The following is a 22497-nucleotide window of genomic DNA, read 5'->3' on the forward strand; positions in this document are numbered from 1 at the left end:
CTCCGTTTATTCAGACGAGTTGGTTCTAGCCTGAATAAACGAGAGCACAATATTTATTTTGCAAATTGCAATTAACGCGGGCTTCTTTTGGCCAAAATCCGCTGCAATGTGCGCCGATGCATATTTAAGCGGCGTGCCGTTTCCGAAACATTTCGGTCGCAGAGCTCATAAACGCGCTGAATATGCTCCCAGCGGACGCGATCCGCGCTCATCGGATTTTCGGGCGGCGGCGGCAGCGTTTCGCCTTTGGCCAGAAGCGCATTGGTGATGTCGGTCGCATCGGCGGGCTTCGACAGATAGTCTGTCGCGCCGATCTTCACCGCCGCAACCGCAGTTGCGATGGCGCCATAGCCCGTCAGGACAACGATCCGCGCACCGGGGCGCCGCTCCCGCAACGCCTCTACCACGTCAAGCCCGTTACCATCTTCGAGACGCAGGTCGATAACCGCGTAGGCCGGCGGGCGCGATTGCGCGATTGCCTTGCCCGCCGCCACGGTTTCCGCCGTAACAGTCTCGAATCCGCGCTTCTCCATGGCCCGCGCCAGACGGCTTAGGAATGGCACATCGTCATCGACCAGAAGCAGCGTCCGATCCGCGCCCAGTTCGACAAACTCATCTTCGGCCATGGCTCATTCCTCTGTTCTCTCCTGAGATGTTTTAGGCGCTTCCGCCCAAAGCGTCAAACGCCCGAAAGATCACTTTGCCGCGTTATAGGCATCGACAAAGCAGGCGACCTGATCGGCCATTTGTTCGGTGGTTGTGTCGCGATTGAAGAACTCGACGAAACCGATCTCGGGAAAGACCAGATAGGTCTGCGTCGAGTGGTCGATGAGCGTGTAGGGATCGCCCGGATTCTGCACCTTGTAATAGGTGCGATAGGCCTGCGACGCCGCTTTGATCTGCTCCGGCGAGCCCGTCAGGCCAAGCATGCGCGGATGCATGATATCGGTAAATTCCGCCAGCGTTTCCGGAGTATCACGCTCGCTATCGACGGAAATAAACACGGGCGTCACGTTATATCCGCGCTCGTCGAGCAGAAAAACCGCCTCGGCATTTCGGGTATTATCAAGCGGACAGACATCCGGACAATACGTATAGCCGAAATAGAGCAGGCTCGGCCCGGTCACGACATCCTTGTCCGTCACCGTCTCGCCGGTTTCAGAGACAAGCGTGAACGGCCCGCCAAGCTGGCCGCTGCCCCCCACAACACCGCGGCGGCATTGCGCGAAGATGTCTTCGGACCCGGCGGAAAACTGAGTTACGCCCCAAGTCAGGCCAAGACCTGCCGCGGCGGCCACTGCGGCAATGATGGCATAGGTGCGAGTGGAAATCGGCATTGGCTTATCCTGTGTTCTGGTCTTTCATTGATCGCGCGGCGTGAGGCTACTATCAAGGCTCGGTCGTTTAAATGTGACAACCGGACCCATCTTTTGACAGATCAAGCCCAGCAAAGCTTTGCGACAGATCAAATCGCGCCCGAGGCCCATTATGACTGGGTGCGGTTGCGCACGCTGATTTACCTGCGATGGACCGCCATTGCGGGTCAGCTTGCAGCGCTTTTTGTCGCGTGGTGCTGTTATGAGATCGCGCTCGACTTGCCGCTGTGTCTGGCAACCGTCGGTGCGGCCGTTGCGGCGAACCTCGTCGCCATCTTCCTGTTCCCCGAAAACCGCCGTCTGACGCAGGCCGAAGTCACCGCGACACTGCTGTTCGATACGGCCCAGCTTGCCCTGCTGCTGGCGCTGACCGGCGGTCTCAACAATCCGTTCTCGCTGTTGATCCTCGTCCCGGTGACGATCGCAGCCACCGCACTCGAACGGCGCCCGACGATCCTGCTTGGTCTTGCGACGATGGGCATGATCACGCTTGCCGAACTGTATCACCTGCCGCTCGTGACCCGCGCCGGAGAGGTGATCAGCGTCCCGCCGGTGCTGGAATTCGGCTACTGGATCGCAATCATCATTGGCGTCGCCTTTCTTGGGCTTTACGCCCACCGCATCGCGCAAGAGATTCACACGATGGGCGATGCGCTTCTGGCGACTCAGCTTGCCTTGGCGCGTGAGCAGAAGCTCACCGATCTTGGCGGGGTCGTCGCGGCGGCGGCGCATGAACTGGGCACGCCACTGGCGACGATCAAGCTTGTCTCCTCCGAGCTTGCCGATGAGTTGGACGACCGCGAGGATTTGCGGGGCGATGCGCTGCTGATCCGCGAGCAGGCGGATCGCTGTCGGGACATTCTTCATTCTATGGGCCGCGCGGGCAAGGACGACCTGCATCTGCGCACCGCGCCCCTGCTTGCCGTGCTCCGCGAAGCCGCAGAGCCCCATATGGAGCGCGGCAAGGAAATCTATTTTGACACGACGCCGGGCGAGGGCGGGTCAGACAAACTGCCCACCGTTTATCGCTATCCCGCGCTCATCCACGCCTTGCGCAATCTGATCCAGAACGCCGTCGACTTCGCCCAAAGCACCGTCTGGGTCGATGCTGAATGGACCGACAAGACCATCACCGTGCGCATTTCGGATGACGGGCGGGGCTATGCGCCGACCGTCATCAACCGGATCGGCGATCCCTTTTTGCACAGTCGCGGCACCCCCCCCGATCGCAGCCAGCGCCCGGAATATGAAGGTATGGGGCTAGGCTTGTTCATCGCCAAGACCCTGCTCGAACGTACCGGAGCACGGCTGGGTTTTGCCAACGGGACAGAGCCTTTTTCCGCGAACCGCGCTCAGCCGACACGATCTGGAGCGGTGGTCACGGTCACTTGGCCGATCCAACGCCTCGCGCCGCCCGAAGCCGGGCCACTGGGCGAGAATCAGCCCTTTGTCATCTGATGGTGTGCAGATCGAGAGAATTAGATCTATTCGCTTAACCGGCCATTAACTATTGCCCCGCAAAACTGGCCTCGGGACAGGTTAAGAGGCCAAGAAATGCAAGAGCAATGGCTACAGGCACTCCTGATCGGGCTGACATCGGTTGGCTCGGCAGTACTGGCGTTGATGGTGATGTCGGTTGTGCTCAGTCGACGCGCCAAACCAACGGTGCGCAGTCACGCGCATCCAGAGCTGGAAGAAACTGTTTTCCTCTTTGACGATCAGGACTTGGTCGACGCCACCGCACCGGCACGCACGCTGCTCGACGCGACTCCCGTCGCCGGCAGCGATTGGGCGCGGCTTTCCACCTTCATCGCTCCGCGCTTCGAGAAATTCGCAGAGGCAATGTCCACATTGGCGGCCAATGGCCGGCTGGAGCTGACCGAGAAGCCGGGCGACGATGGCAAGGCGCAACTGCGCCTGATTGCTGAAGACATCGCCGGGCTGGCCCGCATCACGCTCATCGACCCGGAGGCTGAGGGGCGCGGGATCATGGTGGACGGCCTCTCTCAGCGGGCCCTCGAAGATGAGCTGGACCTGCTGCGCCAGACGCTCGATAAATCGCCCGCACTCATCTGGCGCGAGGATGCGAACGGCGATGTCACCTGGGCCAACCGCGCCTATATCCTGCGCTCTCACGCGCTTGAAACCGCGGATGAGACCCTGATCTGGCCGCTGCCCAAGATGTTCGCGGTGCCGCAAGGAGCGCTACAGCATGGTCCCCGGCGACTGCGGATCGAGGGAGAGGGCGAAACCGCCATCTGGTTCGACACGCACAGTTTTCCAATCGAGAGTGGGACGCTCTACTTCGCGCTACCTGCCGACGCGACGGTGCGTGCCGAGAAAGCGTTGCGCGACTTCGTGCAGACCCTGACCAAGACCTTCGCCGATCTGCCCATCGGGCTTGCTATTTTTGATCGGCAGCGACAGTTGCAACTGTTCAACCCGGCGTTGCTGGACCTCACGCAGCTTGGACCGGAATTCCTCTCGGGGCGACCCACGCTCTACGCCTTCCTCGACCGGCTCCGTGAGGCGCGCATGATGCCCGAACCCAAGGACTACCGCAGTTGGCGCCAGCAGATGACCGAACTGGAGAAAGCCGCGGCCGCCGGTTTCCACACCGAGACATGGAGCCTGCCGAGCGGACAGACCTATCGGGTCACGGGACGCCCCCATCCAGACGGCGCGGTCGCCTTCTTGTTCGAGGATATCTCGTCCGAAATGTCTCTGACCCGGCGTTTCCGCGCCGAGATCGAGATGACCCACGAAATGCTCGACCAGATGACCGAGGCGGTCGCCGTTTTCCAAGCCTCGGGTGAGATGGCCCTGTCCAATGCGGCCTATGGCGCGCTCTGGCGGGTAGAGCCGGAAACCACGCTTGGACAAGTGACGCTGCTGGACGCGCTCAAGCTATGGCAAAACGACTGTGATCCCGACCCGATCTGGGCGCGGCTGCGCGATTACGCACTGCGCCTCGGCGACAAGACCCCGCTGAGCGGGCAGGTTCGGCTCAAATCGGGCAATCAGATCGACTGCCGCTTTTCGATCCTTCATGGCGGTGCGCTGATGGCCCGCTTTTCCACGGGACATCGGCAAGAGCCCCTGCCGGCACAACAGATCGGTGGCTCGACTGACCGCCCCCTGCTCAACGCCGAGTGATCCTCGCTTGCAGAGCGCATCGGAGGCGGTAAAACTGCTGCCATGCCCGATGCGCTCTTTTCCCTTCTGCTTGACGATGCCGATGCTACGGATCGCCTCGGTGCGGCCTTCGCCCGGCTCTTGCGCGCTGGCGACGTGCTGTTGCTTGAGGGGCAAATCGGTGCGGGCAAGACACATTTCGCTCGCGCCGTCATTCGCACCTTGCTCGCGGCCAATGGGGCGCAAGAAGACATCCCCTCGCCAACCTTCACGCTGGTGCAAACCTATGATGCAGGCACGGAAATCTGGCACAGCGACCTCTATCGGCTGACCAGCCCCGACGAGGCGATCGAGCTTGGCCTCGAAGAGGCGTTCGACAGCGCAATCTGTCTTGTGGAATGGCCCGACCGGCTTGGCGATCTGGCCCCGGACCGTGCCCTCACCTTGCGATTTTCCTACGAGAATGAGGGGCAGTCGCGCCGCGTCGAGGGCTTTGGCGATCGTACATGGCGGGGGCGTTTGGTCGCGTTTCTAGAGGACTCTGATGGCTGAGCGGCACACCTATATCGACGCGTTCCTGACACAGGCCGGTTGGGGAAACGCTGCGCGTCATCCGCTCGCGGGCGATGCCTCTGCACGTCGGTATCTGCGGCTGACGCAAAACGGACAGAGCGCGATCCTGATGGACTCCCCCTCCGGCCCCGAGACGCAGCGTTTCGTCCGGATCGGAACCTGGCTCACCGAAGCCGGCTTTTCTGCGCCCCGCCTCCTTGCCGAAAATGCAGGTCAGGGCCTGTTGCTCCTTGAGGATCTGGGCGATGATCTGATCGCCCAACTCGTCGCCAAAGACCCCGCCCAAGAAGCCCCGCTCTATGCTGCGATCACCGATTTTCTAACCGCGCTGCACCGCGTCCCTGCGCCCGATTTCCTGCCAGATCTGGGCGCTATGGAACTGGCCGATCTCGTAAGGATCGTCCCGGATTGGTATCCGTGCCGCTCAGCGACGGCAGCCGACGAGGTTCCTGAGCGGATCGCGGCGCTCTATTCCGGGCTCAACCGCGAGGCGCCCGTGATGTGCCTGCGCGATTTCCATGCGGAGAACATCCTTTGGCTACCGGATCGCGCGGGGCCCGCCCGTCTGGGGCTTCTGGATTTTCAAGACGCCGTACGCGCCCATCCCGCCTATGACCTCGTCTCGGTGTTGCAAGATGCCCGGCGCGCTGTCTCCGCCCAGACCGAGACCGCCGAGCGCCAGCGCTATGCGAGGCAAAATATGCTGGAACAGGATCGATTTGATACGATCTACGCTCTGCTCGGCGCACAACGCTCCCTGCGTATTGTCGGCATTTTCGCCCGGCTCTGCATGGCCATGGGCAAAGCGCATTACGTCGATCTGATCCCGCGAAGCTGGTCCTATATCGAGCGCAATCTGAGCCATCCCGCACTCGAGCCGCTCGCCCGCGTCATTCTCGCCGCCTATCCAAGGCCAGACCAAGACATTTTGAACAGGATCAAAGACAAATGCGGCACGCTCCCGATGCGCTGATGCTATTCGCGGCCGGCTTCGGCACGCGCATGGGCGCTCTCACACAGGATCGCCCCAAGCCTTTGGTCGAAGTGGCCGGACGCCCGCTGATCGACCACGCGCTGGATCTTGTCGAGAAGGCGCAGATCGCGCGAACGGTTGCGAATATCCACTATCGCGGCGCCCAAATCGTTGATCACCTCTCCGGGCGGCCCATTCGGATTTCCGATGAAACCGACCGGATTCTCGAAACCGGCGGGGGGTTGCGCAAAGCGCTGCCTCTGCTTGGCTCGGGGCCTGTTTTCACACTGAACACCGATGCCATCTGGACCGGAGCGAATATCCTGCGCCAGCTCCGTGACGCTTGGACGGGGTCGGAGATGTCCGCGCTGCTTGCTCTCGTTCCGCCCGAGAACGCCCGTGGACACCAGGGCAAAGGCGATTTCTCGGTGGCACCCGACGGTCGCATCAGCCGCGGCACCGGCTACGTTTACACCGGCGCCCAGATCATCAATCCCGCTGGAATAGAGACGATTCAAGAGGATGTCTTCTCACTCAATCTTCTTTGGGACAAGCTGATCGCGGAAGGTCGCGTCTTTGGCCTGATCCATCAGGGCGGCTGGTGCGATGTCGGGCGCCCGGAGAGCATTCCGCTCGCAGAGGCGATGTTGGAGGAAGGCGATGTTTGAACCGGGCCTCCACGCGCTGCCCATCGGTGTCGATTTTCCCGACGCCCTCGTGCGCGGGTTGATCACGCGTTTCAGCGATGAACCGCCCGAGGCCATGGCTCGGGTCACGCTCTATCTGAACGCGGGCCGGATGCAGCGCGCGGTCAAAGAGGCATTCGATCGGCACGGGGATGGTTTCGTGCCGCGCATTCGCCTGATTACGGATCTGGGCAATCTGCCGATGCCGGGCCTGCCCGCGCCTATCCCAAAACTTCGCCGTCGCCTTGAGCTGGCGCAACTCGTCGAACAATTCATCGGGCGGCTTCCCGGTTTTGAGAGCGGCGCCGGGATCTTCGCACTCGCAGACAGTCTCGCGGAGTTGATGGCGGAGATGCAGGTCGAGGGGGTAACGCCCGACGATCTTGCTGCGCTTGAAATCGAAAGCAGCCATGCCGCGCATTGGCAATTCAGTCTCGCGTTTATTCGTATCGTGGCGCGTTATTTTGCAGATTCGGCCGAGCTCGACGCCGAAGCGCGCCAGCGCAAAGTCGTCGAGACCCTTACCGAACGGTGGCGTGCCGCACCGCCCGCAGACCCCGTGATCGTCGCCGGATCTACCGGATCGCGGGGCAGCACTTCGCTTTTCATGGAGCTTGTGGCGTCACTGCCGAATGGGGCGGTCATCCTGCCGGGGTTTGACTTCGATATGCCCATTTCTGGCTGGACTAGTCTCTGCTCTGGCCAAATCCCGGCCGAAGATCATCCGCAATATCGCTTCAAGGCTCTGATGGATCGCCTCGGCCTGGGCCCGAGTGATGTAAAGCTCTGGACAGATGCGCGCCCCCATGCGCCGGATCGCAATGCACTCGTTTCGCTGGCAATGCGTCCCGCACCGGTCACCGATCAGTGGCTGAGCGAGGGGAAAAATCTTGCGCTTTTGCCCGAAACCACCCGCGATCTGACCCTGATCGCGGCGCCCGACCCACGCAAAGAGGCCCTGGCCATCGCGCTGGTCCTGCGCGACGCATTGGAACGGGGCGAGACTGCGGCCCTGATCACGCCCGACCGGCTTTTGACGCGGCGCGTGGCAGCGGCGCTTGACCGCTGGGGCATCCGCCCCGACGACAGCGGCGGGCAACCGCTCCATCTGTCGGCCCCAGGCCGGTTGCTGCGCCATGTCGCCGAGGCGCGTGGCGCCACGCTCTCGATCGAAGACCTGATAATCCTTCTAAAGCACCCGCTTGTGGCGACTGGATCAACCGGGCGAGGCGACCACCTGCGACTGACCCGAGATCTCGAACTGCACCTGCGCCGCTATGGGCCCGCCTTTCCCGACCGAGCCTCCCTGACGCAATGGGCCGCGCGCAAGGCAGACGATCGCACCGTTTGGGCGGACTGGCTCTCTGAGTTCATCGAGTCCTTACAGGCTGCGCCGAAACAATCTCTGTCTGCCGTTATAGAGGCCCATATCGGCAGCACTGCGCACCTCGTGGCAGGGCCGGGCGGCAAAATCGAAGCGAGCCCGTTCTGGAGCGGACCGGGTGGTGCGGAGTGTCGCGCGATCATTTCTGAGCTGGCAGAACAGGCCCCATTCGGCGGCGAATACGCCGCTGCGGATTATGCAGATCTGCTTCGGCGGCTGCTTCAGGGCGGCATGATCCGGCGCACAGAGATCGTGAATCCCAACGTGATGATCTGGGGGACGCTGGAGGCGCGCGTTCAAGGCGCGGATCTTGCGGTGCTTGCCGGGCTGAACGAAGGAAGTTGGCCCGAAGCGACCGCTCCGGACCCATGGCTGAGCCGTAAAATGCGGCTCGATGCGGGTCTGTTACTGCCTGAAAGGCAGATTGGCCTCTCGGCGCATGACTTTCAGCAAGCCGTTGGCGCGCGCCGTGTCGTGCTGACCCGCGCCAGCCGGGATGCAGAGGCTGAAACGGTGCCCTCGCGCTGGCTCAATCGGCTAACGAACCTGATCAACGGCCTTCCCGAGCGACAGGGGCCAGAAGCCTATCGCGCGATGTGCGCGCGTGGCGATGACTGGCTGCGTATGGTCGAGACGATGGAGCGGCCGGCATTCACCATCCCGCCCGCACGACGCCCCTCCCCCCGGCCACCCGTCGAAACCCGCCCGCGCGAGCTTCCCGTCACGTCCATCAAGACACTGATCCGCGATCCTTACGAAATTTACGCACGCAGGATCTTGCGCCTGCGCAAACTTGATCCGCTGCGGGCGGAGCCCGATCCGCGCCTGCGGGGGCAGGTCCTGCACGACGTGATCGAACGCTTCGTCAAGTCGTTTGACCCAAACCTTCCGCCGGAGTGCTTGCAGGAACAGCTCTTGCTCGCGGCGCAGGAGGTCTTTGAAGCTGAAATTCCCTTCCCGAGCGCACAGCGACTCTGGCTCGCGCGCATCCGCAAGATCGCAGAGAGTTTCGTGGCCGACGAGTTTGTGCGCCGCACAGAAGGCACGCCCGCCATCATGGAAGAAAAAGACTCCATTTCACTGAAAATGCCGGTTTTTACGCTTACCGCCAAACCCGACCGGATCGATATTCTCCACGACGGACGAGCCCGCATTCTTGACTATAAATCCGGGACTGTGCCCTCGAAGAAGCAAATGCGCAGCTTCGACAAGCAACTGCTGCTGGAGGCCGCGATGGCCGAGCGCGGCGCATTTACGAAGATCGGGCCGGTTGCGGTCGCTGATATGACCTATATCCGCCTTGGCGGGGACGGCGAGACACAGGTTATCGAGCCAGAAACCGGCGAACTGGACGAGGTTTGGGTCAAATTCACCAAGCTGATCGCCCGCTATTTCAACCCCGAGCAAGGTTACACCGCGCGGCGCGCGATGCATTCGGTCGACGCGACAAGTGATTACGATCAGCTATCCCGCTTTGGCGAATGGGAATTGACCGATCCCAGCCATGCCGAGGTGCTTGAATGACCCGTTTCAACGCCGCGACCGAGCGCCAGATTGCCGCGTCCAACCCGGTTGAATCTGTCTGGCTCTCCGCGAATGCCGGGTCGGGCAAGACCAAGGTGCTCACCGACCGGGTTGCGCGCCTGCTTTTGGCAGGAACAGAGCCGCAAAAAGTGCTCTGCCTCACCTATACCAAAGCCGCCGCAACCGAGATGCAGAACCGGCTTCTCAAGCGGCTGGGCGGCTGGGCGATGCTTCCCGAAGCCAAGCTGCGCGATGAGTTGGGCCAGCTTGGGCTTGATACCGATCTAACGGACGAGCGGCTGGCCGAGGCGCGGCGGCTCTTTGCCAAGGCGATCGAGACGCCGGGCGGGCTCAGGATTCAGACGATCCACTCTTTCTGTGCGTCTCTACTCAGGCGGTTTCCGCTTGAAGCAGGGGTGCCACACGGCTTCACCGAAATGGACGAGCGGGCAGGTGTCCTGCTGCAACAGGATATCGTCGAAGAGATTGCCGCCGGGCCGGAACGCACAGTTCTCGACAGCGTCGCGCGCTTCCTTTCGGGCGACAAGCTGACCCCTTTGATCAAGGATATTCTGAAATATCGGACAGGGTTTTCCGAACCCCTGGCCTTGGGCGATATCCTGCGCCGCCTCGGCGAGGACCCCCAGCTCACGCCCGACGCCTTTGTCGAGCGTACACTTAAGCAGCGTGATATAGAGATGCTGCATGCGCTTGCGCGGCTCATGGCGACGAGCAGCAGCAACGACGTCAGGGCGGCGGCAAAGCTGCTCGCCGTGCAGCGGCCTTCGATGGAAGCGATCGGGGCGCTGGAGACCGTTCTCTTGTTTGGAGAGAATACAAAAAATCCATTCGGGCCCAAGATTGGCTCTCTCCCCACCAAGCCGATTGCCGAGGGTCCCGGCGCCAAGTTCATCCCCGAGCTACACGAGTTGATGGAGCGGATTGCCGATGCAAGACAGACCCGACTCCACCTTCTTTTGGCGGAGCGAACACTTGCGCTGCACACATTCGCACAGTGTTTTCTTCCCCGGTTCGAAGCTCAGAAACGGGCGCGGGGCTGGCTCAATTTCGACGATTTGATCGAGCGGGCGGGGGCACTTTTGTCAAACCCGTCGGTGGCGCAATGGGTGCTCTACCGGCTTGATGGCGGAATCGACCATATTCTGGTCGATGAGGCGCAAGATACGAGTCCGGGCCAATGGCAGGTGATCGAGAAACTCGCAGACGAGTTCACCGCCGGAGAGACCGCGCATGAGGCACCCAGGACGATCTTTGTCGTGGGCGACCGCAAGCAGTCGATCTACTCTTTCCAAGGGGCCGATCTTGTGCGTTTTCAGGCGATGCAGAGCCATTTTTCGACGAAATTCGGCGCGATCAACCGCCCGCTCAAGATCCGTGAGATGGAGCATTCGTTCCGGTCGTCGGCCGCGGTTCTGGACATGGTGGATCGGAGCTTTGCCGGACCCGCGCAAGGCGGGCTCGGGGGGGCACCGGAGCACGTCGCGTTTCACGACATGCCGGGGCGGGTCGATCTTTGGCCCGTGATCGAAGGCGTCAAGCAACCCGATGACGAGAATTGGGAGAATCCGGTCGATCTGGTGTCGCCGGGAGAGGCCAACAGCATCCTGGCGCATACGATTGCAGCCGAAATCAGTGCGATGATCGAACGCGGTGTGCAGATCGAGAGCAAAGACGGCCCGCGCCCCATCCATGAGGGCGATATCCTGATCCTCGTGCGCCGACGCAGCGCGCTTTTTACCGAAATCATCCGCGCTTGCAAAATGCGAGGGCTGGCTATCGCGGGTGCGGATCGGCTCAAGCTTAGTGCGGAACTGGCGGTCAAGGATATCCGCTCGACCCTCGCCTTCCTTGCCACACCCGAGGACGATCTCTCGCTGGCCGAGGCGCTGCGCTCACCGCTTTTCGGGTGGAACGAGCAAGAGCTGTTCAGTCTCGCACAGCCTCGGGAGGGCTATCTCTGGGAGGCGTTGCGCAAAACCGAAAATCACCCTGAAACAGTCTCTATCCTTCAGGATTTGCGAGATAATGCCGATTTCTTGCGGCCCTTCGAACTGATCGAGCGCCTTCTGACGCGCCACCGGGGGCGAGAGCGGCTGATTGCACGGCTGGGGCACGAAGCCGAGGACGGGATTGACGAGTTGCTCTCTCAAGCCATGACCGTCGAACAATCGGAAACGCCAAGCCTGACCGGTTTTCTGGGCTGGCTGTCGACCGACGATGTGGTGGTCAAGCGGCAAGCGGAAAGTCAGGGGCGCTCTATCCGGGTGATGACAGTGCACGGCGCCAAGGGTCTCGAGGCCCCAATCGTCATTCTCCCCGAGACGCAGATCCGCACGGATCGGGCCGACAAACCGGTCTACCTGTTGGATGACGGCCTGCCTGTCTGGAAACCCACCAAGGGCCATATCCCCGACGCGCTGAACGCGGTGCTTGGTGACGCCAAATGCGACACCGAGGATGAGTCGATGCGTCTGCTCTACGTGGCAATGACCCGCGCCGAGAAATGGCTGATCGTCGCGGGCGCAGGGAAAGTCGGCACCGGCACGGATAGCTGGTATTCCATCGTGCAAGAGGCGTTGGATTCCGCAGAAATAGAGACGGTTTCTGGCTATTCTGATGCTCTTGTAGAGCTTGGACCGGTCAAGCGGTTTGCAGTCGGTTCCTGGCCCGCAGATGACCCGACGCGGCATGCGCCCGGCACCGTCGATGAAGTGCCGCTGCCAGCATGGATTTCGGCGCCTGCCCCGCCCCCGGTCGACGAAACGCCAGTTCTGTCGCCCTCACAGCTTGGTGGGGCAAAGGCCATGCCCGGCGATTACAGCCTGATCGACACCGAAGCGGCGCTCGCGCGCGGGAGCGCGCTCCACGCCCTGCTCGAGCATCTCCCGCAATTCCCGCGCGATACTTGGCAAGAGGTCGCACAGTCGGTTCTTCAGGCCGGAGATGGGGCGCAAACGCAAGACGATCTTGACGCGCTGCTCAGCGAGGCAACCCGTGTGCTCGACCACCCGGAAATGGCGCCCTTCCTCCAACCGCAGAGCCTTGCCGAGGCGGAAATCACTGTCGAACTTGAGGAACTGGGCGGCAGGATTCACGGTGCCATAGACCGTCTCCTGGTCGAAGCGGACCACATCCGCATTCTCGATTTCAAATCGAACGCCATCGTGCCCGAGACCGCCGCACAAACGCCTCTCGGGATTACGCGGCAAATGGCGGCTTACCGCGCCGCGCTGCGCCGGATCTATCCCGACCGCCCGATCTCTTGCTTCATCTTCTGGACGGTGACGGGCACGATGATGGAGCTGCCAACCGCACAACTTGATGCGTCACTGTGCACAGATACCGCATCTTGACGCATCCGGGGGCGGGGCCTACGTTCTGCTCAACCCAATTCCGCAGGAGAACCCCATGGCTACCGTTGCAGTTACCGACGCCACTTTCGACGAAGAAGTGCGCAACGCCCCGATCCCCGTTGTCGTCGACTTCTGGGCAGAATGGTGCGGCCCCTGCCGCCAGATCGGCCCGGCACTCGAAGAGCTGTCCAACGAACTGGAAGGCAAGGTAAAAATCGTCAAGATCAACGTCGACGAAAACCCCGACAGCCCCGCCGTTCTGGGTGTACGCGGCATTCCGGCGCTGTTCCTGTTCAAGGACGGCCAAGTCGTGTCGAACAAGGTTGGCGCGGCTCCGAAAGCGGCGCTGCAAAGCTGGATCGAATCGGCGATCTGATCCTCGACAGATCCAATTGAGGGCGCCATTCGGCGCCCTTTTTATTGCGCCATCGCCATGAGCCGCTGCAATCGAATGTCGTGAAGCAGCTTTCGTTGTCCCGGATCGGCGGGAATACGTGCCCAATCGGCAAGGATCTGGTTTCGGCGCTGAAACTGAACCGTGGCATCGCTGGCCGGGGTAAATCGATAGCCATCGAAAAAGGCCGCGACGCGCTGATCCCCCTCGGCTTCCGGTTCGAACAGCGCGCCATAATCGAGCAGCAAGCGCGCCACATCGAACCCCGCCGGGCTGATCCGGGCGGGCGTGAAGTCGATCGCCGCGATCTGGCCCTGTGCGATAAGAACGTTGCGCAGATTGAAGTCGCCGTGAAGCCGCGTGCGGCGGGTTGGCTTTCCTGCCAAGGCCGCCCCAAGCCGCAAAACCTCCTGCGAGAAGTCGACGAAGGCCTCGGGCTCTGCGATCATGACCGACCCGGCCCGAATATCGGCCATGCGCTGTTCGATGAAGCGGAGCACTGGGGTCGGGTTGAACGGATGTTCCCCGGCATCGAACCGCGCGTGAAAACAAGACAGCCACACCCCGGCCTGACGAAGCACCGCATCAATCTCATCAGACTGCGCACTGCTCTCGATCAGTCCGGACGCGCTCTCTCCCGGCGCCAACTCCGTGACAAGCACCCCCATTTCGGGCGCCGACCACAGAACCCGCGGGACGTAACAATTCGCGTCGCCCGCCAGCGCCTCTGCGGCCTCGTCTTGCGCCTGCGCCTGCCGGGCCAAAGCCTCGGCCGTGAAGCCCCCGAACGTCTGCTTGAGCACGGCGCCTTCGGTTGGAAAAGCAAGGACAACACGCTGAACCCCGCCCTCATTGCGCAGGCTCAGCACCCGATGCGACGCCTCCGGCGCGCGTCCGATCTGCCGCGCCAGTCCGGCCCAGGATCGCAACGCCCGTTCAGTGAATTCCTCACGCCAGATCTGGGTCATCGCTCCCTCGGGGTTGCCGGGCGCGCCGCTGCCGCCCATATAGGTTCTGACAGATTGGCAGGAAGGTAGCTATGGCGGAAGACAAGTTTCCCGGCTGGCACGGCACGACGATCATCGGCGTGCGCAAGGGTGGAAAGGTGGTGGTCGCGGGCGACGGGCAGGTGAGCCTTGGCCAGACTGTCATCAAGGGAACCGCGCGCAAGGTGCGCAGGCTGTCCCCCGGTGGACACGATGTTGTGGCGGGCTTCGCAGGCTCGACCGCCGATGCCTTTACCCTGCTCGAACGGCTGGAGAAAAAGCTCGAAGCCGCGCCGGGGCAACTCGCACGCGCCTGCGTCGAGCTGGCAAAGGACTGGCGCATGGACAAATACCTGCGCAACCTCGAAGCGATGCTGATCGTCACCGATGGCAAGGACCTGTTCGTGCTGACCGGCGCCGGAGACGTGCTGGAACCCGAACACGGGATTGCCGCGATCGGCTCGGGCGGCAACTACGCGCTCGCCGCTGCACGCGGCTTGATCGAGGGCGATCTCGATGCCGAGACCGTGGCCCGCAAAGCCATGGCGATTGCGGCCGATATCTGTGTCTATACCAACGGAAATCTCACCGTGGAGACCATTGGTGGTTGATGTCACACGCGACGACCTGCGCGCCGCCGTTGCCGCCGGTCATCTGACCGAAGCACAAGCGGCAGATGTGCTCGCTCTTGCGCAGGTGCGCGCCGGCGTCCGCGTTGCTGAAGACGAACCGTTTGAACTGTTCCGTGGCTTCTCCGAGGTCTTCGTGGCCGTCGGTCTGTCGATCCTGATCACCGGCGCCTTCGGGCTGACGGCACTTTTGGGCAATCCTGGACTGATTACAGGGATTTGGGCAGGTATTGCCTGGATACTCGCGCGGTATTTCACGCTGAAGCGACGCATGATGCTGCCCTCCATCGTGCTGGTGACGGCCTTTGCGGCAGCGGCCTTTGGCACGGCGGGGTGGTTTTTTGCACGCGGCCTTGATGACATCGCGTCGGTCCGGGGTGGGCTTTTGCTGTCCCTCGCCGCCACCGCCGCTGCGCTGATCGCGTGGTATCGCCAGTTCCGCCTCCCCTTCACGATGTTCCTCATTGGCGCCACAGGTTTTGTGGCCACGCTCGTCATGCTCGGGGATGCGGGCGCGGGCCTACGAGGGCTGCGGGGCTGGCAGTCGCTCTTTGACCTGCGCCAGGGCGGCTCTATCGCCCTTGGCACGCTGATTTTCGGCTTGCTCGCGCTCGCCGGAGGCCTGTGGTTCGACATGCGCGACCCGCACCGCCTGGGCCGCAACTCGGCCTCTGGCTTCTGGTTGCATCTGACCGCAGCCCCCGCGCTGGTAAACACCGTCGCTCTCACCTTCTACCGGATGGGGCCGGGCACAGGCTACGCGCTGCTCGCCCTCTCGCTCGCCGCCATCGCCCTGCTCGCGCTGATCATCGACCGCAGGTCTTTCCTCACAGCCGGCATCGGCTACCTCATCTTCCTGATCGGCTATGTGACCCATGAGCCGGGCGATCCCCGCTCGTGGGCGAGCGTGCTTCTGATCGTCGGCCTCGGTCTTACCGCCCTTGGCACCTTCTGGACGGATATGCGCACACGACTGATGCGCGCGCTACCCGATTTTCCCGGCAAATCCCGGCTCCCCCCTTATTCGGAGTAACCCATGACCAACCTCACCCCGCGCGAGATCGTCTCGGAACTCGATCGCTTCATCATTGGCCAGAAGGACGCAAAGCGCGCCGTGGCCGTGGCCCTTCGCAACCGCTGGCGGCGCAAGCAACTATCCGACGATCTGCGTGAAGAGGTCTACCCCAAGAACATCCTGATGATCGGCCCGACCGGCGTCGGCAAGACCGAGATTTCTCGTCGTCTGGCCAAGCTTGCCAAGGCGCCGTTCCTCAAGGTGGAGGCCACAAAATTCACCGAGGTCGGCTATGTCGGACGTGATGTGGAACAGATCATCCGCGATCTGACCGATGCCGCGATGATCGAGACCCGCGAGCGGATGCGTGAAGAGGTCAAGGCTCGTGCCCATCGCGCCGCCGAGGATCGTGTCATCGCCGCGCTCGCCGGGCCGGATGCCCGGGAAGGCACGCGCGACATGTTCCGCAACAAGCTGAAATCCGGCGAGCTGGACGACAAGGTGATCGAGCTGGACGTGGCCGATCAGACCGGGCCGATGCCGATGATGGGGATGGGCGGTCAAGGCATGGAAATGCAGATGCAGGGTCTTCAGGACCTGTTCAAAGCCTTCGGCGGCGCCCGCACGACCCGGCGCAAGATGACCGTGGCCGAAAGCTATGAGGTGTTGATCTCTGAAGAGGCGGACAAGCTGCTGGATGACGAAGCGGTCAAGACCGCGGCACTCGAAGCCGTGCAGGAATCGGGCATCGTCTTTATCGACGAGATCGACAAGGTCGCCGCCCGCGCCGAGGCGCGGGGCGCCGATGTGTCCCGCGAGGGCGTGCAACGTGACCTGCTGCCGCTGATCGAGGGCACGACCGTCAGCACGAAATACGGTCCGGTGAAGACCGATCATATCCTGTTCATTGCTTCGGGCGCCTTCCATATTGCCAAACCCTCGGATCTGCTGCCCGAATTGCAGGGCCGTTTGCCGATCCGGGTGGAGCTTCAGGCGCTGACCGAGGAAGATTTCATCCGCATCCTGACCGAGACCGATAACGCCCTGACCCGGCAATACACCGCTCTGATGCAGACCGAAGAAGTCTCCGTCAGCTTCACGCCGGACGGGATCGCGGCGCTTGCCCGCATCGCCGCCGAGGTGAACCGTTCGGTGGAGAATATCGGCGCGAGAAGGCTCTATACCGTCATGGAGCGCGTCTTCGAGGAACTGTCTTTCACCGCACCCGACCGCTCTGGCGACCAGATCACGGTGGATGCGTCCTTCGTTGAAACCCATCTCGGGGCGCTCGCCGCGTCGACCGATCTGAGCCGTTACGTTCTCTGATCTCCGCTGGCGCGCAAGGCCCGGCGTGCTATCGTGGCGCGAACCAAACCGGAGTCACGCGTGTTGCGTCATCTGCTGTTGATCGCGATCTTCGTCACCGGGGCCTGCGCGCCCCGTGGCGACCTCGTGCTCGTGCCCAACCCAGAGGCGGAAACGCGCGCGATTTTCATCGGCTCCACCCGCGCGGAAGATCCTGAAAGTGGCGAGTCCTTCGGTGTGGAGCGGAGCGAATCCCTCCGCCTCGCCCGCTTCGAGGTCGCCATCCCGCCAGAACGCGGTCTTGGAGAGCTGCGTTACCCGCTCAAAGGGGAGAAGATCGACCCGAACAAAGAGTTTACGGTCTCGGACGGTCAGATTTACGAGACCCAGGCCAGCTTTCGTAGCGACCTCCGGAAGGCCCTCCTCCGACAGAACGGCGAGGCGATCGTCTTCGTGCATGGCTACAACACGAACTTTGCCGAAGGCCTTTATCGTTTCGCGCAACTCAGCGAAGACTTCGACCTGCCGGGCGTGCTCGTCCACTATTCCTGGCCCTCGCGCGCGCATGTCATGGGTTACGCCTACGACCGTGACTCGGCGTTGTTCGCCCGCGATGGGTTTGAAGACCTCCTGCGTGAACTGCGGCTGTCGGGCGCGCGCAAGATCCTGATCGTCGGCCACTCGATGGGCTCCGCGCTAACGATGGAAACGCTTCGTCAACTCGTGATTTCTGGTGATACAGAGACGTTTTCACGGGTTTCAGGCGTGGTTCTTGTCTCGCCGGACATCGACATCGACGTGTTCCGCGCACAAGCCGCCCGAGTGGGTAAGCTGCCGCAGCCTTTCATCGTCTTCACCTCACAGCGCGACAAAGCCCTTGGCCTTTCGGCGCGCATCTCGGGCGAGTCAGAGCGGCTGGGCAATCTGGAGGATGTGGAACGCGTTGCGGACCTGCGCCTGACCCTCATCGACACAGCCGCCTTCAGCATCGAGGGCGGACATTTCAACGTGGGCGACTCGCCCGCGCTGATCGCGCTGCTTCAAGCCACAGGACAAGTTGCAGCGACGCTCGAGGGCGACCAGAACACACGGCGTGACCTTGCGGCGGGCGTGGTGATCAGCGTGGAGAACGTCACCCGGATCATTCTGTCCCCGATCAGCGGTGGCTAACGCGTGCGCCGCAGGTAAACGTAATAAGCCCCGGCACCCCCATGCTTGAGATGCGCTTGGCTGACCTGCATCACTGCCGGCCCCAGCGGTGGCATCCGAAGCCATTGCGGCACCTGATGGCGTAAAACGCCCTGCCGCTGCGGGATAGGGCCGTCGTCATGGGACATCTTGCCCTTGCCTGTGATCACAAGCACCAACCGCCGCCCGCGATCCTGCGAATTGAGGATAAAGCGGATCAGTTCGGGATGAGCCTCGGCCAGCGTCATGCCGTGCAGGTCGATCTTTGCCTCGGGTTCCAGCTTACCGCTGGTCATCTTGCGATGCGCTTTGCGGTCCATCACAACCGGCTGCCGTGCGAGATGCTCGCCAATCGAAGGGCTGAGATCATGACCACGATGCGCGCTTTGCACCTGCTGACCGATCCGAAACTCGCGCAGCTCAGCAGCGCTGCGAGGATGATGAACCTTGGGTCCCGGCTTTAGAACAGGCTCTGTTTCGGCGCAAACCGGCTTTTCACTGCGGATCGCCCGCGTGCTCGACGCAACACGCGCCCAGAGTTCACGCTCTTCGGGGCTGAGCTTGCGGCGCCGGGTCATGACCGCCTCCGGAGAACGATCATGCGGCCGGTCTGGTTGATCGCCCCGGCTTGGCGGCCTGCTTCGTCACCGGTTCCAACGAATATGTCCCCGCGCCCGAGTCCTTTGATCGCAGAACCGATATCCTGCGCACTCATCAAACGGCCCGGCACAGATTCGCAGTCAATCCAGACGGGACTACCAAGTGTGATCACATCCGGGTCCACAGCAAGTGATCGCCCCGCCGTCACAGGTCGGCCCAGCGCGCCAATCGGCCCGGATGTCTCGGGCAGATCGAGTTCACGGAAAAAGACGAATGACGGATTGGTGTCGAGCAACTCCTCCACCAGATCAGGGTTCATCGAGCACCAACCGCGAATGAAATCCGTGGTCATCTCGGCAACGGTGGCGACGCCACGGATCACCAGTTCCTTGCCAATGGAATGATAGGGCTGCCCATTCTTGCCAGCGAAGCCAAGACGGACACTCCCACCCTCCGTCAATCTGACCCGGATCGAGCCTTGGACCTGCGCCAGAAACGCCTCGATCGCGCTGTCGAGGTAGACGATTTCCTGCCCGGCCAGGAGGTTCCGTTCCCGGATCTCCGCGCGCGGGAACCATGGCTGATCGGGCTCTATTCCATCAGGTTTTGCGTAAAGAGGATGCGTGAACGCCCCCCCGCGCTGACGCGAACCGATGACCTCTGGCTCGTAATAACCGGTGAAATGTGCCACGCCAGAGGGAGCGATCTCAACCGGCTCAAACTGCGCTTCGAAAAAAGCACGCGCTTGCGAGGGCTCCACCTCGACCGCCATTCCGAACAGATCCGCTGTCACGGAAAACGCCGCCAAGGCGGCGGCGTGATCGTCGGTTGTCCAACCGGGAATATCGGCCCAGCGCAGCGCCACCGGTCAGCCGCCGGTGGCGTCGAGTTGCCAGTTCGGGTCGGAGCTGCCCATCTGACGACCAAAGGTCCAGACATCGCGCTGTTTGCGCGGCGCTTTCGGGTCGCCCTCGACCACATTTCCCGCCGCGTCGCGTGCCACCGAGATCAGCTCGCCGCCGAAGCGCACGGTGATCTCCGCCTCCTGCGTCGCGTGGTCGAATTCGGCATCCGTCAGGGTCATTTCCCGCAAACCAAGGAATTCGGCGTGAACCTCCAGCCCCCGCTCCGCCCGTGCCGCAATCGCAGCCTCAAAGGCTTCGGCAACATCTTCGGACAGGAACGGGCGCACCTTGGAGAGATCGCCGGTCTCGAACGCCATGAGGATCATCTCATAGGCCCCGCGCGCACCCTTGAGGAACTCGGACACGCTGAAGGACGGCTCGATCTTTTTCATCGCAGCCAGCGCGCGCGCCGCATCGGACCCCTCGGGGACGTTGTCGATGATGTCGTGATCGGGGCCGCCCTCGATCACCTCGAAGCCACGCCGGGCCGTAGGCTCGGGGGCGGCATCAGGCACAATGGGCTTTTCATAGCCTTCGCGCGTGCCAAGCACGTTTTTCAGCCGCAAGATCAGGAAGATCGCGATCCCGGCGAGGACAATGAGCTGAATAACGGCGTTCGACATCTGTAACCCTTTGCGGCCCACGCGGTTGGTATTTTACTGAACTCCACTTATGTAGGACACGGGCGCGTTCAAGTCCACCAGCGCCCCGACATTCTGACAAAGACGGGAAAGCGTGGAATATGTGGATTTTTCTGGCCTTTCTGGCCGTCCCTTTGATCGAAATTGGGCTCTTTATTCAGATCGGTGGCTGGATCGGGCTTTGGCCGACGCTTGGGATGGTCGTTCTGACGGCGATTGTCGGGACGACGCTTGTGCGCTCTCAGGGGCGGCAGGCGATGAATGACCTGCGCCGTTCGATGGCGGAGCTGGACAATCCTTCACGCCCGCTTGCGCATGGGGCGATGATCATCTTCGCAGGCGCATTGCTGCTTACGCCCGGGTTCTTTACCGATGCCGCCGGCATCGCGCTGCTGATCCCGCAGGTGCGCGACGCGCTGATGCGCTACATCTCGAAACGCGTGGAGGTGCAGAGTTTCTCCATGGGCGGCGCGCAGTATCGTGAGACACGCCATCCCGCCGATCCGACCATCATCGAGGGGGAATGCACCGAAATCGACCCGGAAAACCCGCCGCAAAAGGGTGACTCCGGCTGGACCCGCCATTGAGGCGCCCGCAGTGCGGTGATACACCCTGCGCAAACGGAACTGGAGAAACCCATGAGCGAAGAAACGAACGGCGCCGCACCGCAGGCCCAGCCGCAACTCAAGATGAACATCCTCGCACAATTCGTGCGTGACATGTCCTTTGAAAACGCGGTTGCCCAGAAGGGCCTGCAATCGGCCGAAGTTCAGCCCGAGATGCAGGTTCAGGTGAGCCTCGACGCCCGCAAACGCGGGCAGGAAAACCAATATGAGGTGATCACCAAGTTCAAGATCACCGCGACCAACAAATCGAACAACACGCCTCTCTACCTGCTCGAGGTGGACTACGGCGGCATCTTCCACATCGAAGGCGTGCCGGAAGACCAGATGCACCCATTCCTTTTGATCGAGTGTCCGCGTCAGCTTTTCCCCTTCGTGCGCCGGATTGTCTCGGATGTGACGCGCGACGGCGGCTTCCCGCCCTTCAACCTCGATATGGTGGACTTTGTAGCGCTCTACCGCGCCGAACTCGCCCGCCGTGCCGACGCGCAGCTTGCGGAGGCCAAGCCCGTTTCCTGAGCATTTTGCGCCGCCGCGCCGTTTTTCTGGCGCGGCACGCTGTCTCAGGGACAAGCTGACCAAGTGACCCGGTCGCCGCCGTAGTTCATGCTTCGGCGGCGTTTGATTTAGGCCGGAACCGTATGACCGAACAAATTCCCGCATGGGTTGGAGACAAACTGACCCCTGTCGACAAGATGGAAGTCCACCGTAAGGGGCTCCGCCACAAGGCGGTGTCCATCTTTGTCGTGGATCAGGGGAAAGTGCTCATTCAACGCCGCGCCAAAGAAAAATATCATTCGGCGGGGCTTTGGGCGAATACGTGCTGCACGCATCCGAACTGGGATGAAAAGCCCGAAGACTGTGCCGTGCGCCGGTTGCGCGAGGAATTGGGCATCGTCGGACTTTATCCGGCCCATGCCGACCGGCTCGAATACCGGGCCGATGTTGGCCAGGGTCTGATTGAGCACGAGGTGGTCGATATCTACCTCGCCTATGCACGGCCCGAGATGGAAATCCGCCCCAACCCGGATGAGGTCTGCGAAACGCGCTGGATCGAGCTTTACGACCTCGCCGCAGAGGTCAAACGCCACCCCGAGCGGTTCTCGAAGTGGCTGTCGATCTACCTGTCGAGCCATATGGACCGGATATTCGGCGCCATGCTGCGCTAAGCGCGATCACTTTTCCG

At 62.1% G+C, this 22497-nt stretch carries 21 protein-coding genes; 15 read left to right on the top strand and 6 right to left on the bottom strand.

The window, feature by feature from the left end:
- Positions 1 to 71 precede the first annotated feature (71 nt).
- Together P0X85_RS05125 and P0X85_RS05130 are read right to left on the bottom strand one after the other, a co-directional pair.
- Positions 72 to 626 carry an ActR/PrrA/RegA family redox response regulator transcription factor gene (locus P0X85_RS05125; protein WP_275809488.1) on the bottom strand — a complete coding sequence of 185 codons (555 nt, stop codon included), beginning with the start codon at positions 624 to 626 and terminating at the stop codon, positions 72 to 74.
- A gap of 69 nt (positions 627 to 695) precedes the next feature.
- Positions 696 to 1337 (bottom strand): SCO family protein, encoded by a 642-nt coding sequence (locus P0X85_RS05130; RefSeq protein ID WP_275809491.1) that lies wholly within the window; start codon positions 1335 to 1337, stop codon positions 696 to 698.
- A 93-nt stretch (positions 1338 to 1430) separates the two neighbouring features.
- Here P0X85_RS05130 and regB point away from each other — a divergent pair, with 93 nt between their 5' ends.
- The 8 genes from regB to trxA all read left to right on the top strand — a co-directional run bounded on the left by regB (position 1431) and on the right by trxA (position 13401).
- Positions 1431 to 2834 carry a sensor histidine kinase RegB gene (gene regB, locus P0X85_RS05135; RefSeq protein ID WP_420851782.1) on the top strand — a complete coding sequence of 468 codons (1404 nt, stop codon included), beginning with the start codon at positions 1431 to 1433 and terminating at the stop codon, positions 2832 to 2834.
- A gap of 96 nt (positions 2835 to 2930) precedes the next feature.
- A complete protein-coding gene (locus P0X85_RS05140; RefSeq protein WP_275809494.1) occupies positions 2931 to 4532 on the top strand; it encodes a PAS-domain containing protein in 1602 nt (533 codons plus the stop codon).
- Between the two features lie 42 nt (positions 4533 to 4574).
- Positions 4575 to 5063, top strand: coding sequence for a tRNA (adenosine(37)-N6)-threonylcarbamoyltransferase complex ATPase subunit type 1 TsaE (gene tsaE, locus P0X85_RS05145; protein ID WP_275809497.1), 489 nt, complete (start codon positions 4575 to 4577; stop codon positions 5061 to 5063).
- Positions 5056 to 6057 (top strand): aminoglycoside phosphotransferase family protein, encoded by a 1002-nt coding sequence (locus tag P0X85_RS05150; RefSeq protein WP_275809500.1) that lies wholly within the window; start codon positions 5056 to 5058, stop codon positions 6055 to 6057. Before tsaE ends, P0X85_RS05150 begins: the two co-directional genes overlap by 8 nt.
- A complete protein-coding gene (locus P0X85_RS05155; RefSeq protein WP_275809503.1) occupies positions 6033 to 6725 on the top strand; it encodes a nucleotidyltransferase family protein in 693 nt (230 codons plus the stop codon). The genes P0X85_RS05150 and P0X85_RS05155 overlap by 25 nt, the downstream gene beginning before the upstream one ends.
- Positions 6718 to 9651 carry a double-strand break repair protein AddB gene (addB, locus tag P0X85_RS05160; protein WP_275809507.1) on the top strand — a complete coding sequence of 978 codons (2934 nt, stop codon included), beginning with the start codon at positions 6718 to 6720 and terminating at the stop codon, positions 9649 to 9651. The genes P0X85_RS05155 and addB overlap by 8 nt, the downstream gene beginning before the upstream one ends.
- On the top strand, positions 9648 to 13025 hold the full coding sequence (gene addA, locus P0X85_RS05165; protein WP_275809510.1) for a double-strand break repair helicase AddA: 3378 nt from the start codon (positions 9648 to 9650) through the stop codon (positions 13023 to 13025). Before addB ends, addA begins: the two co-directional genes overlap by 4 nt.
- 55 nt (positions 13026 to 13080) lie before the next feature.
- A complete protein-coding gene (gene trxA, locus P0X85_RS05170) occupies positions 13081 to 13401 on the top strand; it encodes a thioredoxin (RefSeq protein ID WP_275809513.1) in 321 nt (106 codons plus the stop codon).
- 41 nt (positions 13402 to 13442) lie between these two features.
- Here the strand turns inward: trxA and P0X85_RS05175 are convergent, their stop codons facing one another.
- Complete coding sequence (locus tag P0X85_RS05175) at positions 13443 to 14387, bottom strand: aminoglycoside phosphotransferase family protein (RefSeq protein ID WP_275809516.1); 945 nt, start codon at positions 14385 to 14387, stop codon at positions 13443 to 13445.
- A 71-nt stretch (positions 14388 to 14458) separates the two neighbouring features.
- On the opposite strand from P0X85_RS05175, the gene hslV reads away from it, so the two are divergent.
- From hslV to P0X85_RS05195, 4 genes are read left to right on the top strand one after another with little or no spacing between them, the layout of a single operon-like run.
- Complete coding sequence (gene hslV / locus P0X85_RS05180) at positions 14459 to 15016, top strand: ATP-dependent protease subunit HslV (RefSeq protein ID WP_275809519.1); 558 nt, start codon at positions 14459 to 14461, stop codon at positions 15014 to 15016.
- Positions 15009 to 16067, top strand: a complete 1059-nt coding sequence (locus P0X85_RS05185) for a hypothetical protein (RefSeq protein WP_275809522.1) — start codon at positions 15009 to 15011, stop codon at positions 16065 to 16067. The genes hslV and P0X85_RS05185 overlap by 8 nt, the downstream gene beginning before the upstream one ends.
- 3 nt (positions 16068 to 16070) lie before the next feature.
- Positions 16071 to 17375, top strand: coding sequence for an ATP-dependent protease ATPase subunit HslU (hslU, locus tag P0X85_RS05190; protein ID WP_275809525.1), 1305 nt, complete (start codon positions 16071 to 16073; stop codon positions 17373 to 17375).
- Between the two features lie 60 nt (positions 17376 to 17435).
- Positions 17436 to 18524 carry an alpha/beta hydrolase gene (locus tag P0X85_RS05195; RefSeq protein WP_275809528.1) on the top strand — a complete coding sequence of 363 codons (1089 nt, stop codon included), beginning with the start codon at positions 17436 to 17438 and terminating at the stop codon, positions 18522 to 18524.
- Here P0X85_RS05195 and P0X85_RS05200 read toward each other — a convergent pair.
- Genes P0X85_RS05200 through P0X85_RS05210 form a run of 3 tightly spaced genes read right to left on the bottom strand, consistent with a single transcriptional unit; the run spans position 18521 to position 20670 of the window.
- The gene (locus P0X85_RS05200) at positions 18521 to 19120 is read right to left on the bottom strand and encodes a Smr/MutS family protein (RefSeq protein WP_275809531.1); all 600 of its coding nucleotides are present in this window, start codon (positions 19118 to 19120) and stop codon (positions 18521 to 18523) included. The genes P0X85_RS05195 and P0X85_RS05200 overlap by 4 nt on opposite strands.
- Positions 19117 to 20007 carry a murein transglycosylase A gene (gene mltA, locus P0X85_RS05205; protein WP_275809534.1) on the bottom strand — a complete coding sequence of 297 codons (891 nt, stop codon included), beginning with the start codon at positions 20005 to 20007 and terminating at the stop codon, positions 19117 to 19119. Before mltA ends, P0X85_RS05200 begins: the two co-directional genes overlap by 4 nt.
- A gap of 3 nt (positions 20008 to 20010) precedes the next feature.
- A complete protein-coding gene (locus tag P0X85_RS05210; RefSeq protein WP_275809537.1) occupies positions 20011 to 20670 on the bottom strand; it encodes a Tim44/TimA family putative adaptor protein in 660 nt (219 codons plus the stop codon).
- Positions 20671 to 20789: 119 nt separating this feature from the next.
- Between P0X85_RS05210 and P0X85_RS05215 the strand changes: the two genes are divergently transcribed.
- From P0X85_RS05215 to idi, 3 genes are all read left to right on the top strand, one after another.
- Positions 20790 to 21275, top strand: a complete 486-nt coding sequence (locus P0X85_RS05215; RefSeq protein ID WP_275809540.1) for an FxsA family protein — start codon at positions 20790 to 20792, stop codon at positions 21273 to 21275.
- A 51-nt stretch (positions 21276 to 21326) separates the two neighbouring features.
- Positions 21327 to 21830 (top strand): protein-export chaperone SecB, encoded by a 504-nt coding sequence (gene secB, locus P0X85_RS05220; protein WP_275809544.1) that lies wholly within the window; start codon positions 21327 to 21329, stop codon positions 21828 to 21830.
- Positions 21831 to 21952: 122 nt separating this feature from the next.
- On the top strand, positions 21953 to 22480 hold the full coding sequence (idi, locus tag P0X85_RS05225) for an isopentenyl-diphosphate Delta-isomerase (RefSeq protein ID WP_275809547.1): 528 nt from the start codon (positions 21953 to 21955) through the stop codon (positions 22478 to 22480).
- Positions 22481 to 22497: the final 17 nt, after the last annotated feature.

This window comes from Pseudothioclava nitratireducens (genome assembly GCF_029210495.1).
Classification (GTDB): domain Bacteria; phylum Pseudomonadota; class Alphaproteobacteria; order Rhodobacterales; family Rhodobacteraceae; genus Pseudothioclava; species Pseudothioclava nitratireducens.